This is a genomic window from Idiomarina sp. X4, assembly GCF_002808045.1.
Classification (GTDB): domain Bacteria; phylum Pseudomonadota; class Gammaproteobacteria; order Enterobacterales; family Alteromonadaceae; genus Idiomarina.
The window spans coordinates 1,644,826-1,659,325 of sequence record NZ_CP025000.1; the positions used below are offsets into that span (position 1 = coordinate 1,644,826).

The following is a 14,500-nucleotide window of genomic DNA, read 5'->3' on the forward strand; positions in this document are numbered from 1 at the left end:
GTGGGTTACCTGTTACGCTTATTTGCGTTCGTCCAATCTGCGGTTGAAGTCGGCCATAATGAGGCGATAAAGCTCGTACCCCAGGTGCAAATCTTCCACGCCGTATTCAATGGACGGATTATCGTTAATTTCGATAACCACAGGTCCCCGGTCAGTTTGCTTGATATCGACGCCGTAAAGGCCATCACCAATCAACCGGGTCGCCTGCAATGCCAGACGAACCACGTCTTTAGGCGCATGGTGGACGCCAAGCGTTGTAAAAGAGCCGCTTTTCGCGCGAGAAGAGGACTCTTTATGGTTGTATATTTGCCAGTGATTACGTGCCATAAAGTACTGACAGGCATAGATAGGCCGATTATTTAGCACGCCAATACGCCAGTCGTATTCTGTTTTAATAAACTCTTGTGCCAGCAAAATAGTGGACTGTTCGAATAAGCCTTCAGCGATAGACTGCAATTGCTCAAGGTTCTCTGCTTTTTCAACACCCACTGAAAATGACCCGTCAGGAATTTTGAGCACGACGGGGTAACCGAGGTTGTCACCAATCGCTTTGTAATCAATGGCTGACTGACTGAGCAACAGCTTGGTTTTTGGTGTGGCGACGTTGTGTTTGTCTAGCAACTCTTTCAGAAACACTTTATTCGCACACTGAACAATGTCACCCGGATGGTCAATGACCACCATGCCATTGGCTTCCGCCTTTTTGGCGAAGTGGTAGGTGTAATGGTTAATCCGCGTCGTTTCACGTATAAACAAGGCGTCAAATTCCAGCAAGCGGTTAAAATCGTCTGCGGTAATTAACTCAGCATCGATATCGGCTTCTTTCGCCGCCTTAATGAATTGACTCAGAGCGCGCTTGTCGGAAGTGGGAATAGCCTCTTCCGGATTATGCAATATTGCCAAGTCAAAACGCAGCTCTTTGCGTGAACGCGCTTTACGCCAAACACGTTTACTGAACTGGTCTAACGCATTGCCAAAGAAGCTTTGTTCTTCGTCATTGAGCTCGTTCAACGCTCCGGCCTGCAAGGCCGAAATGTACCAACGGCCATTAAACTCAAGCTGGATTCGCAAGATGGGGCATGGGTAGCGCTCGAAAATTTGCCGGGCAAAATTCCGCAATGCTTTTTCTTCACACATACCAAAGCAAATAAGCAGTGACAAAGACTGCTTGTCAGATTGTTGCAGGTAACGCAGTAGTGATCGGTCAGTGGCATTAATGAGTAACTGATAATGTGAAAAGTTATTCACATCGTTAATGGTAGCCACCGACGGAATGACCTTTTGACCACGGGCTTCTGCCAGCAAACTGACGTAGTAGCCAGTCGACAAGTAAGACAGGTCGTTACAAAGGTTTAAAATACTTTGACGCGAATTAGAGTGAGTCGTTTGCAAGTACTCACTTGCGCTAAGTAAGCTTTGGCTAGGGTAATATGGTTGCCAATCGACCATGTCGTCAATAATGACGTGAGCCTGAGTTTGCATGATATCCTGATATAAAAAGTGTAAAACCCACGAGTTTATTTGCTTATTAAAAGCAACTGACACTATATTAGAAAGATAACGGATAACAAGCAGATTTTATTGTTTTTTTGCTTTGAAAGGAGTCAGATAAATGCTGACAATTTTGGCGAAGCTGCTGAAGGCGCTGAACTCGGAAACGAGCCCATGGGCGCTGGCTTTAGCAGTGGTTTTAGGAATGTTCATTGGTCTGACGCCGCTGTGGCGGATCCATAACCTCATTATTATTCTTGCCGCCCTTATTTTCCGGGTGAACTTAAGTTTGTTTCTGGTTTCTTTCGGTGTGTTTTCCGGTATTGCCTACCTGTTGGATCCGGTTTTCCACGACATGGGACTGAGTATTCTTAATGCATCGAGCTGGCAAGGCATATACGAAGCCGCATATGCGAGTGCTGTAGGGCGTTTGTCGATGTTTAACCACACCATAACGATGGGAAGTGTGGTCTTCAGTTTACTGGCCGCTCCTTTCGTTGCTGCGATTAGCTACTTTATTGTCGCCAACTATCGTAAGCGCATTCAAAAAGCCTTTATGAAACTGCGAGTTGTGCAAATTATTAAAGGCAGTCGGTTCTGGCAAATTTACTCGAGTCTTAGGGGGTAATTATGAAGCGGGGTATTATTCGTTGGCCCGGACTGGCCGTATTTGCCGGGTTTGTGCTGCTGTTGGTGGCTATTTCGTGGTTATTTCTGGACGCCATTATTAAGGTTACTTTAGAGCACACGCTGGGGCGTTTGAATGGCGCTGAAGTGAATATTGAACGGGTCGAGCACAACTGGTCACCGTTGGCGCTGCGCATAAAGGGTGTGCAAGTAACTAACCCCCAGCAACCGACACATAACCGGGTGCAGGTGGGGGAAGCGTCTGCTGACATTAGTCCAACCGAGCTGATTTTGGGACGTACCTTAATTGAACAACTAACAATGACTGGCATTCGTGTTAACCAGGAACGCGACAGTGAGGGGGAAGTTTACGTTCTGCCGTCAGAAGAAGACATGAAGCAATGGGCTGGACAGTCCTGGGAAAACTTAAAAATGTCATTGCCTTCAACTGACGAAATTGTCGCTCAGGTTGACTTGCGGACTGACAAAGTCATTGAAGAGTCGAAGCAAACGTATGAACAGCAGAAGCAGCAGGTGCTGGCTGCAAAAGAGGCTCTGCCGAGTGAAGATAAAATAAAGGAGTATGAGCAAAAACTGAAAGAAATAACGGACAGTGATACCTCTGGGCTTGGTGACATTGCTGCACGGAAAAAGGCGCTCGATGAACTGAAGGAATCGATTCGTAAAGACAAAGAGGCGGTCACAAACTTCCGTGACAGAGTGTCAGAAGCGAAAGACGTGCTGCAAACACAAGTGGCAGAGCTGAAAAATGCCCCCGGTAATGACATTGACAGAATCAAGTCGTTTTTTAGTATGGATGGTCAGGGCTTACAGAACGTAACTGGCTTGCTGCTGGGTGAGCAAGCAAAGCAGTGGAGCCAATACCTGTTGCTGGCCTATGAGCAGTTGGGACCGATGCTGGCGCGCTCAGACAACTCCGGAACCGTTGAGCCGGTGCGAGGTGAGGGACAACGTATTTCTTTTGCTGAACAAGATGCGCCACCAGAATTTTTAATTAAAAAGGCGCGTACCGAGTTTATGGTCGCCGGCACCGTTATTGATGTCGACTGGCAAAATATTACCCACCAGCACAATTTGCTTGGACAACCCACGACGTACCAGGCGCGTGCTGATAACAGTGAATTATGGAAAGCGTTTAACTTAAATGGTGAGTTGTCACTAACAGACTTGGGTATTGATGCCAAACAGCAATGGCAGCTAAAAGGCGCACAACTGCAAAATCTCGGGTTAAGCCAGAGTGCTGAGCTAAGTGCCCAAATTGTCTCTTCATTGCTCGACAGTGACGGCACTATTTTAGTCAGAGAAAACAAGCTTGATGGTACTGCGATGGTCAGAATGCTGAACCTCGATATGGATGCCAGCGGCTCCAGCAAACTGACAAATGCGATTGCCAGCGCACTGGAACAATTACAACGTCTGGATATTGCTACCAACATTGCCGGCGATATTCAAAGTCCATCGTTGAGTTTCGATTCCGACTTAGATGACCAGCTGGGTAGCTTATTAGCCGATACTGCCATGGCGGAGGCGGATGGTAAGTTGGCCGACATAAAAGCCGACTTAACGGCGAAAGTGTCTGAACAGCTTGGTAGCCAGGAAGAGCTGTTACAAAGCCTGACGCAGTGGAACAGCGAGTCAGGTGAAAAAGGTCAGAAGTTGGAAGAGTTACTCAAGTCTAAACTTGAAGACAGCCTGAAAGACAAACTTAAGGGTCGCCTTTTCGGCGACTCTTAAGCTAAGGTAAAAATTACTCAGTGGCTAAGAATTCGCTGAGTAATTCGGCTTTTTGTTGAATCGAGAAGAGCCCGTTTAAGTGTCCCCAGGGACCACTGATTTCTTCGTACTGAACGTCTTTACCCAATTCTCTAAGTTGCTCAGCCGTGTTTTCTGCCATGTACGGCATTAACAGTAGGTCGTTACTGGATGGTAAAAACAACGTTTTTGCGGAAATGTTTTTTAGTCCATCTTTTAACGTCTCCTGATGCCCGGCAACAAACAGCTGATTTGCGCGCACCAGATAGAGAATATGGTTTGCATCGGCCAGTGGCGCGCGTGCTCGGCTCGCACTGTATAGCCACTCTACGGCAGGCAACTCATTCGTAACAGATGCCATTCCTTTTTCAGGCAGGGTCTCCTGTTTTGGAGCAGCTTGATTAATGTAATCGGGGTGCATGGCGCCATGGGTGATCATGGCTTGTGCCATAGTGACACCGTCTAAAGGTGCGTCGCCGTTGTAGTAGTCACCACCGTTCCAGTTAGGGTCCAGCTTAATGACTTTTGCCCACTGCTCCAGTCCCATGATGGTCCAGGCGTCTAACGAACCGGCACCAATAACCGACACCATACGTTCAACCCAGCCTGGGTAAGCAGAAGCCCACTCAATGGCCTGCAGCGACCCCATTGAAGCCCCGACTACTGCATGCAATTTATTAATACCTAAACCTTCCAGAAGCGCCTTTTGAACGTTAACAAAATCGCGAATGGTTACGACGGGAAACTCTAAGCCATAAGGCTTGCCAGTATCCGGATTAATGCTGGCAGGACCGGTAGTAATGACAGTAGGAAGGTTAGGGTAAGCGTTTACTAACGAATCAACGCTAATGACATAGTACTTTTCGGTATCAATAGCTTTACCGGGGCCAATAATTGAGTCCCAGTAGCCAGCCTGCTGATCATCCTCACTGTATTTACCTGCGGCGTGACTATTACCTGAGAAAAAGTGAGTAATAAGCACGACATTATCTTTTGCTTCATTGAGCGTGCCGTAGGACTCCCAGCCCACTTTTACGTCTTTAATGGTTTCACCGCCGTGGGTGGTATAACTGTCCATACTAAAGGTCTTTTTCTCGACCCATTGTTCGGCTGTTATCGGTAAGCTAATCAGCAATACCGCAACGCTAATAACCGCTGTCCATAATCGTGTCATGACACATTCTCCTGTAAGTAATTTTGGTATTGCTCGCGCAATTTGTTTTTAACCAGTTTACCCGTGCCGGTATGGGGTAACTCATCAACAAAGACGATGTCATCAGGCATCCACCAACGAGCAATTTTGCCGGTTAAAAAGTCTTTAATGTCTTGTTTGGATAGCTGGTGACCTTTATTCAGCACCACCAGCAATAGCGGGCGCTCGTCCCATTTCGGATGTTTAACACCAATGACACAGGACTCGTTAACCGCTTCGTTCTGGCTGACAATGTTTTCGATATCCAGAGAGCTTATCCATTCGCCACCGCTTTTAATCACATCTTTCTTGCGGTCAACGACTTTCATAAAGCCTTCGGGGTCAATAACCGCGATGTCACCCGTAGCCAGCCACCCATCCGGAAAGCTACTTAAGTCATCATTGCGAAAATACTGTGAAGCAATCCAGTGCCCGCGAACCTGCAACTCGCCCCGGGTTTCGCCATCGTTCGGCAGAGGATTATCGTCGGCGTCAACAATGCGGTGTTCAATACCGAAAACAGGACGTCCTGCGGTTGTCTGTAGTTGATATTGTTCGTCTTTAGGCCGGCTAATAATGTCTGCCTGCGGCGGTACTGAATGCACCAACGGCCCTGTTTCTGTCATACCCCATATTGGCTGCCAGTAAACGTCGTACTCTTGATCATAGGTTTTAACCAGCCCCATAGGTGAAGCGGCGCCGCCAACGCAAACGCGTTGCAGCGATGGGATATCCAGCTTATTGTCATTCAAATAATTGTGCAAAGTGAGCCAGATGGTGGGTACGCCTAAGCCCACCGCGACACTTTCTGTGCGTATCATCTCTGCCATAGCCTGCCCCGAGGTACCGTCGCCAGTAAACACTAACTTACAACCGGATAAAGGACCTGCGTAGGGTGCGCCCCAAGCAGCTACATGGTACATAGTCACCATAGGCATTAAGACGGTGTCGCTGCGTAAATCGAGCATGTCGGCACTGACAGTCGCCTGGGCGTGTAAGACCATGGCGCGATGTGAGGCCAGTACCCCTTTAGGGTTGCCTGTCGTGCCGGAGGTATAACAAAGCAGGGCGGCACTGTCTTCGTCAACGTCTGGCCAGTCAAAGTCTTGAGACTCTGATTCCAGAAGTTCTTCATAACAAAGCACGTTATTGAGTTTGTTGTCCGGCATGTGACTTTTGTCAGTCATTACCACAAAACCTTTAACGTTGGGCAGTTCGTCTTCAATGGATTCCAGTAATTCGACAAAACTAAGGTCGACAAAGACCCAACCGCTTTCAGCATGGTTGAGAATCCAGGCAATTTGTTCACCAAATAAGCGAGGGTTTACCGTATGCATAACAGCGCCACTGCCACTGACCGCATAGTAAAGCTCCATGTGCCGGTACGTATTCCAGGCCAGACTGGCCACGCGTTCGCCGGATTGTACTCCCAGCTTTTTTAAAGCGTTAGCTAATTGTCCGGTACGTTGCCAGCAGTCAGCATAGCTATATCGGTGGATATCACCCTCCAGACGGCGAGTAACAATTTCCTGCCGTGCGTGTCGGCTGGCTGCAAACTTCAGTAGGTCAATAATTTGCAGTGGCCGCTTCATCATATTTCCTAACATGGTTACTTTCCCTTACTGCTGGGTTACAACATGAACAAGCCAATGGCCACGGCCAGGCCCATTAACGGCACAACAACGGTTACGGCAGCGACAGCCCAGTAAGCGGCACTGTGCTTCTCGTTACAAATAGCGCGAATTGTAGTAACCACATAACCATTGTGTGGCAACGAATCCAGAGCACCGGAAGAAATGGAAACAATACGATGCAGTTGCTCTGGGTTGACGCCGGCGGCCATGTAATGCGGTCCGACTTCAGGTAATGCAATCGCCTGTCCACCGGAGGCAGACCCCGTTAAGCCTGCAATAACGCTGACCGCAACAGCCGCGCCGACTAACTCATTACCGGGTAAATTGGTCATGGCAGTCACGGCTGCATCAAAAGCCGGAGTTATCTTGGCAATGCTGCCAAATCCAACAACGGCAGCGGTGTTACCTATGGCAACCAAAGCACCGGTTGTGGCTTCATGAATAGCGGTTTGAGGTTTATGGAAATGTTTAAAGTTAATGACTGCAATGGCAATAACGCCACCAAGTAAGGCCACAATTAAAGCGTTTTGCTGCAAGGTGTCATGGAAGGTAAAGGACAGCCCAAGTACCACCAACAGCGGGATCAGCCCACTTATAGGAGACGGTAGCTCGCGGTCTAAAAGTATTGGGTCGCCTTCACGCGCTTCAAATTGTTCGCCATTTGCTACGGCACGATTAATGATTTTTTTGAGCCACCAGTAACCGAAAGTTGCCATTAACACTGCGACCACCAGGCTAACCTCCCAGGCAGCGTAAGGCGAGGTACCTAAGTATTTTACCGGTATCCAGTTTTGAATTTCTGGTGAGCCAGCGGAGGTCATGGTAAAAGTGACCGAGCCAAAGGCTAACGCAGCAGGAATAAAGCGGCGAGGCAGGTTGGCATCTTTAAACAAGCTGAGCGCCATTGGATATACCGAGAAGGCGACAACGAAAACGCTGACACCGCCATAAGTTAGAATGGCGCAGGCTAATACCACAGCAAGAACCGCCTGCTTGCGGCCCAGCTTATTGATAATAAAACGAGCAACGCTGTCTGCGGCGCCAGTGTCTTCCATAAATTTACCGAACATTGAGCCCAGTAAGAACATAAAGAACCAGGCTGCCACAAAGCTGGCAAAGCCATCCATGTAGGCACTGACAAAGTTCACGTCACCCGTAAATAAAGGGACGCCACTGCATAAAGCCACAATAACGGCGCAAAGAGGGGCACTGATGAATAGGTTCATCCCCCGTAGTGTGAGTATGATAAGCAGCACCAAGCCGCCAATCAGGCCAATCATACTTAACATGAGTTACCTCGCAACGAATGAAAAACGGACCATGCTCTGAATCGTTGCATGGAAGTATTCTGCGTTATTAAGGAAATTGACCATATAGTACTATGGTACAGATCACAATTTTAACAATTTGCGCTAGTTTAATGGGCAACCATAGCTCTGAACCGTTAAATTGCTGTAAACGGAAATAATAAATACAAACGACATTATCTGTCAGGGGAACAACCATGAAACAGCCCAAATTTCAGAAATCAATGATTGCAGCAGCGGTAGCAACGTTGCTGGGGAGTCCGATGGCTTTAGCGCAGCAAAGCGAAGAAGCTGAGGTCGATGAAGGAAAGCTAGAGCGTATTGAAGTAACCGCGCGCCGGACAAACGAAAGTTTGCAAGAAGTGCCGGTGGCAGTATCTGCTTTTGGTGAGGGTGATTTGGAGCGTGATGGCATCGAGGACATTACCGAGCTGCAGTACAAAATGCCGAATACCACATTCCAGGTGAGCCGCGGTACTAACTCAACTTTAACCGCTTATATTCGAGGTGTTGGCCAGCAGGATCCTCTCTGGGGTTTTGAACCGGGGGTTGGTATTTACATCGATGATGTTTATGTGGCTCGCCCGCAAGGTGCCGTTTTAGAAGTACTTGACGTTCAACGCGTTGAGGTGCTGAGAGGCCCGCAGGGGACGCTTTATGGCAAAAACACTATTGGTGGTGCCATGAAGTATGTGACGCGTGAGTTGACTGGCTATAACGAGTTTGAATTAAAAGGTACGGTTGGTACGTACAACCAAAGAGACCTGAAAGTGTCAGGGCAAACTGCACTGGCAGATAATTTCTACGTAGGTGGAGCCTTCGCCACGCTTAATCGAGATGGCTTCGGCGAATTCGTTAATACAGGCGATGAAAATTACAACAAAGAATTAATGACCGGGCGCTTCAACGCCAAATGGCTCGTCAATAAAGACATTAACGTGAAGTTCGCCGCCGATTGGACAAAAGACGACTCGAACGCACGCGGTGGTCATCGTGAGCAAGAATCCTTGTTGAGTGATGAACCACGTTTAACGGACGTTTATGATTCGTATACGGCCATGCCAACCTGGAACGAAGTTGAGACCGAAGGTTACTCAATGACCGTTGACTGGGCGATCAACAACGACTGGATGTTTAAGTCGATTACGGCTTACCGGGAAGGTTACACCAACACCAATATCGACTTTGACTCCACGGTAAATCCGGTTCTTTTGGTGCCAGCTGTTTATGAAGATGATCAAACCACCCAGGAATTCCAGTTCATGTACCGCGATGACAGACTGGATTTCGTGGGTGGTTTGTACTTTTATGAAGGTGAAGCCTGTGGTGAGTTCGGGACAGTCTTAGGTTTACTGGGGCTCTCTATCGATACCGGCGGTTGTGTTGATACGTCAAGCGAAGCGCTGTTTGGTCAGGCAACTTACCAGTTGGATGATCAATGGTCAGTGACTTTGGGCGGGCGTTATACACGTGATGATAAGAATGCTGACGTCTTTAGATACACTTATGCTGGCGTTAAGTTCCTGGACCGCGGCGATTACTCGGCGGACCCTATTGTCGTGAATTCAGATTTCACAACGCAGGCTGACTGGAGTAAGTTCAGCCCACACGCAAGCGTCAGTTATCAAGTTGATCCTGCAGTTATGCTTTATGCGAGCTACAGTAACGGCTTCAAGTCTGGCGGTGTTGATATGCGAGCGGATGTATCACTGAACCCAGATGCTGCCAACCCTTATGACCCGGAAACGGTTGATACTGTTGAGTTTGGTGTCAAAAGTGAGCTGCTAGATGGTCGTATGCGGGTGAACGCGGCAACCTTCTTCTCCGACTACCAAGATATGCAGGTCACTGTGCAGCGTGCTATCGAAGGCGGAGGCGTTGCGTCTCAAGTTTTGAACGCAGCCGATTCAACCGTTCAAGGTTTTGAGATTGAGTCCACCTTTGCAGCGACTCCAACATTAAACTTTAACGGCTCACTGGGCTACATCGATGCGGAATTTGACTCGGTGGCGTTCTTTAACCCGGAAACGCAACAAGTGGAAGACGTTTCTGACTTATGGTCTTTCCAAAACACTCCGAAAGTAACGGCAAACCTAGGTTTTACCAAAGAATTTGAACTCGAGAGTGGTTCAATGGTTTGGTCAACAACCGTTTCTTATCGTGACGACACTCAAATCTTTGAAGTGCCTTCGCCTTTAGATGAAGAGGCATACAGTCTGACGAATACCAGCCTCGTTTGGTACTCAAACTCAGGTCAGTGGACCGTAGGTCTTCACGCGAAGAATGTTTTCGATGAAGAGTATCGAGTATCTGGATACAACTTCGGTTCAACCTTTGGAGAAAATATCGTAACGGGTTATTACGGTGACCCGCGTACCGTATCGCTTTCGGTCGGTTATCGTTTTTAACTCCCGCTCGCCAGTATTGCCGGTTATCCGGTAATACTGGCTTTTTTCCTCTAAGTCGATAGCATGGTCATGAAAAATACATCACATAATAATAAGAATATGGCCAGAGCAATCATCGCTGATGACCACCCGCTGTTTCGGGCGGCAATGAAGCAGGCTTTAAGCGAGAGCCTGGAAAGTGACATCATTGAAGTTTCTAGCTTTGAGCAGTTAGAACAGTTGTTAGAACAACAACCCCAAGTCGAAATCGTGTTTTTAGACCTCTCCATGCCTGGCAATAAAGGGTTAACAGGGCTTACTGTACTGCGAAGCCAGTACCCCGATATCCTCGTTGTTATTGTTTCTGCAAATGAAGATACCAAAGTTATTCGTCAAGCAATGGCGCTCGGGGCGAGTGGTTACATACCAAAATCCGTGCCTTTACCACAATGGCAAGTAGCGGTATCAACGGTTTTAGCCGGATATAATTGGCTGCCGGAAAGCATGAGTAACATTGACTTGTCGGCTAGTGAAGACATGACTGAGTTTGCTAACAAGCTTGAGCAGTTAACACCACAGCAGTTTAAAGTATTGCAATGCATCGCTGACGGCTTGCTTAACAAACAGATAGCCTATGAGCTTGGCGTGCAAGAAACCACTATCAAGCAGCATGCATCCGCTATTTTACGCAAGTTGGGCTGTGTTAACCGAACCCAGGCAGGCATTCTATTCCGCGAGATGTTAGATACCCCGGATGCGACGAATGAGACGTTTTAAGGCTCCGGTTTTTAACGGCTTGGGGATAAAGTAAGCATTAACTTCCAGTGCCTCTTCCCGCAGTGACTCATTAGGGTCAGCAGAGTTGATTATGGCTGGAGTTTGGGTGCTCCAACGGGCTCGAAGTTGCTTAACAACATTGATGCCTGTCAGTCCTTCATCAAGATGGTAGTCCGCCAAAATTAAGTCACACTTGACGGAGTGCTGTATGTCATCGATGCCGTTAGCTGACTCAACATTAGCGCCCCAGTCCTCCATCAGCTGCGAGGTTGCTTCTAAAACTTGTTTATCGTTATCAATAACCAAAACCGTCATTCCATAAAGCGGTTTTGAATTCTCTACGGCTTCGTGAGGTTTAACGGTTATAGGGCTTGATGCCCATCGTATTACCGGTAAAGAGAGCTTAAATGCAGTACCTTGATCAGGTGCTGAGCGCAAATCGAGCCTAATAGTCAGCAGCTCACACATACGCTTTACAATAGATAGACCCAGCCCCAGCCCCGGGTTATCGCCAGTTGACGGAAGCTGGTGGAACTCTTTAAAAATTTCCGATTGTTTGTGTTCGGGAATGCCGGTGCCAGTGTCAATAACCCAAATATCGATTGAAGTCTTATGACGTCTGGTTCCAATCACTATGCGACCAGACTCAGTGTATCTCACTGCGTTCGATAATAGGTTCTGCAGTATTCGCGTTAGCAGTTTGCGGTCGCTGCGTATAACAGCCGAGGTTGGGTGATACGTAAATTGAAGGGATTTCTCTTCAGCGACAAACTGATAGCGCTCGGCCAAAGGTTTTATAATTGAATTGAGGTCTACCTCTTGGTAGTCAGGTTGCAAATTTCCGGAATCTAGCTTGGTCATATCCAGCAGCATAGTGAGTAACTCTTCTGCGTGCTCGAGAGAGCGTTGGATATTTTCCGCTAAAGGTTGCTGATCTTGAGATACACGCGACTGCAACATTTCACAAAACAGGCTGGCGGCATTAAAAGGCTGCATCAGATCATGGCTTACTGCCGCAAAAAATCGTGATTTGCTTTTATGAGCTTCCTCTTCAGCAAGCTTGGCCTTCAATAACTGTTTAGTTCGTTCGTCAACACGCTCCTCAAGCTCTTGGTTGATTCGTTGAAGTTGCTTTTGAGCTTCGATACGTTCGGTTATATCGCTGTACGTAGTGACAAAGCCGCCCCCCGGCATGGGGTTGCCTTGCAATTCAATGGTCAACTTACCTTGCTGGCGCTGGTACCGGTATGCGCTACCGGCTTGCAAGTAATCGAGCCGCTTTTCAATTTCTTCGCTGGTACTGGCGCCGTCGGAGCAGCTGAGCATGCCCCGTTGGGCATTAAACCGTAAAAGCTCTTCAACCGGCATTCCAGCTTTAACCAATCCATCTGGATAATCAAAAATTTCCAGATACCGACGGTTCCACGCAACCAACCGAAGCTCCTGGTCAACAACACTTATTCCCTGAGGAATGTTTTCAACGGATGACTGCAGCAACTCGCGGTTAAACTGGTACAGTTTTGACGCTTCCGTTGCCCATTCCACCATGCTCGATACCGGAGCATCATTTTGTTTTGACACCGTGTCCAGCAACAGTCTGCTGGCGGACGTGCCTATAATGGCTGAAAGTTCTCGTTCTATACGAATAAGCGCTGGCGCAGGAACCACGGCATTGCTATTCGTTGTGTGATTATCGACGTTTAGCCTTGTATGAATTGCTTGTAATTGTTGCTCGTTATAAAAGCGAGTTAACAGTGAGTTTACGGTTCCCCAGCTAATGACCGGTTGGTTAATGTATTCACTGTTACCACTTGCTGGATAATGATCCCCTATGCTTCGTTTGGAGAGCAATGAAAAAGCGGCAAAACACAATAGATTGAGACTGAGACTGAGTAGTACGCCATTGGCAATCTCGATATCGGTCAGTCCCGAGTCTCTTCCTATCGATGGAATAAGCAGTAGTGCCAACCACACGCAGGTGCCGACGAAGAGTCCGCTGAAAACACCAGCTTGAGAAGCGCGCTTCCATAAAACCGTCGCTAGTATGCCAGGAGCTAGCTGTGCTAGCAGGGCGAGAGATAAAAGCCCGGAGTTAACCAGCGGCATTGAGTCAATGGTGACCTGATAATAGAGGTAGGCCATCAACATGACAATGACGATGGTGACTCTGCGTATTCTCAAAATTCGTTTCGGGGTGAAACTAAATTGCCGTAACCGGCTTTTCGTTAAACGCAGCCAAATAGGCATTACGACATCATTAGAAATCATAATACTGAGCGCTAATAAGGCAATAATCACCATGCTGGTGGCCGCAGATAAGCCGCCAATAAAAGCGACCAGAGTAATGTCCGGACGCTCGCTTATCAGTGGAACACTCAATAAGAATGTGTCATTTGCAGCTTGCTCTGGAGCCAAATGGAGTGCGCCAAGCGCAATGGGTAAAATAAAAAAATTAATACCGAATAAATACAATGGAAATGCCCAGCGGGCCACTTTTAATTCATCGGGGTGCGTGTTTTCTACGTAACTGACATGAAACTGCCGTGGTAGACAGAACATGGATAATGCACCCAATAATATATGCACACTAAATACGTAGGCGCCGCCTTTTTCTCCGGTCAATACGTCACGAGTGAGCGGGTTTTCGAAGCTGCTTTTTAGCAGATCACTCAGCCCGTCAAAAACACTGTAGCTAACGAACAGACCAACGATAACAAAAGCAACGAGTTTGACGATGGATTCGAAGGCAATAGCATCCATTAGCCCAGAATGTTGCTCTGCGAGGCTCAGCTTGCGGGTTCCGAATAAAAAACCGAACCCAACCATGAACAAAGCAACCAGAAACGATAGATCGGAAAGCCAAAGCGGACTGTTGTCGAAGCCTGTGACTGCTGCAAAACTGGATGTCACCGCTCGTAGTTGTAAGGATATATAAGGCACAACAGCGACAAATGCAGTTAGCGCAACCGCTGCGGCTAAAATAGGCGACTTACTGTAACGAGTGCCTATTAAGTCAGCGATAGAGGTTATGTTTTTCTGTTTACAATAATTCAGAAGTTTAAGCTGGATACCATGCAGCAGTAAAAAGACGATAATGGCACCAATGTAGGTTGGGGCAAACGCCCAACCGTAATAAGCAGATTGAGTTACCGTGCCAAAGAATGCCCATGATGTGCAGTGAACCCCTTGAGCCAGTGAGTAACGGTAAGGCTTAACGGTGTTCGTTGACGACTTATCGCCTCTGTATGCAATAAAAAACAGAACAGCGAGGTACGTAATAGCTGCAAATACCGTTAGCTCAATGCTCAGCAT

9 protein-coding genes are annotated in these 14,500 nt (G+C 47.6%); 4 read left to right on the forward strand and 5 right to left on the reverse strand.

Annotated elements, in window-relative coordinates:
• Positions 1 to 18 precede the first annotated feature (18 nt).
• Complete coding sequence (locus CWC33_RS07855) at positions 19 to 1,482, reverse strand: RimK family protein (protein ID WP_100691488.1); 1,464 nt, start codon at positions 1,480 to 1,482, stop codon at positions 19 to 21.
• Positions 1,483 to 1,612: 130 nt separating this feature from the next.
• Between CWC33_RS07855 and CWC33_RS07860 the strand changes: the two genes are divergently transcribed.
• Complete coding sequence (locus tag CWC33_RS07860; protein WP_100691489.1) at positions 1,613 to 2,119, forward strand: DUF2062 domain-containing protein; 507 nt, start codon at positions 1,613 to 1,615, stop codon at positions 2,117 to 2,119.
• Between the two features lie 2 nt (positions 2,120 to 2,121).
• Positions 2,122 to 3,873, forward strand: coding sequence for a TIGR03545 family protein (locus CWC33_RS07865; protein WP_100691490.1), 1,752 nt, complete (start codon positions 2,122 to 2,124; stop codon positions 3,871 to 3,873).
• 13 nt (positions 3,874 to 3,886) lie between these two features.
• Here the strand turns inward: CWC33_RS07865 and CWC33_RS07870 are convergent, their stop codons facing one another.
• From CWC33_RS07870 to CWC33_RS07880, 3 genes are read right to left on the reverse strand one after another with little or no spacing between them, the layout of a single operon-like run.
• Positions 3,887 to 5,065, reverse strand: coding sequence for an E22 family MetX-like putative esterase (locus CWC33_RS07870; protein WP_100691491.1), 1,179 nt, complete (start codon positions 5,063 to 5,065; stop codon positions 3,887 to 3,889).
• Entirely contained in the window at positions 5,062 to 6,690 is a 1,629-nt protein-coding gene (locus CWC33_RS07875; RefSeq protein ID WP_100691492.1) for a long-chain fatty acid--CoA ligase, read from the reverse strand. The genes CWC33_RS07870 and CWC33_RS07875 overlap by 4 nt, the downstream gene beginning before the upstream one ends.
• Before the next feature lie 23 nt (positions 6,691 to 6,713).
• Entirely contained in the window at positions 6,714 to 8,006 is a 1,293-nt protein-coding gene (locus CWC33_RS07880; RefSeq protein ID WP_088767504.1) for a GntP family permease, read from the reverse strand.
• Positions 8,007 to 8,221: 215 nt separating this feature from the next.
• Between CWC33_RS07880 and CWC33_RS07885 the strand changes: the two genes are divergently transcribed.
• Positions 8,222 to 10,432, forward strand: coding sequence for a TonB-dependent receptor (locus tag CWC33_RS07885; RefSeq protein ID WP_100691493.1), 2,211 nt, complete (start codon positions 8,222 to 8,224; stop codon positions 10,430 to 10,432).
• A 99-nt stretch (positions 10,433 to 10,531) separates the two neighbouring features.
• Complete coding sequence (locus CWC33_RS07890) at positions 10,532 to 11,188, forward strand: response regulator (RefSeq protein ID WP_100692307.1); 657 nt, start codon at positions 10,532 to 10,534, stop codon at positions 11,186 to 11,188.
• On the opposite strand, the gene CWC33_RS07895 is transcribed toward CWC33_RS07890, so the two are convergent.
• Positions 11,153 to 14,500 (reverse strand): PAS domain-containing hybrid sensor histidine kinase/response regulator, encoded by a 3,348-nt coding sequence (locus CWC33_RS07895; RefSeq protein WP_100691494.1) that lies wholly within the window; start codon positions 14,498 to 14,500, stop codon positions 11,153 to 11,155. The genes CWC33_RS07890 and CWC33_RS07895 overlap by 36 nt on opposite strands.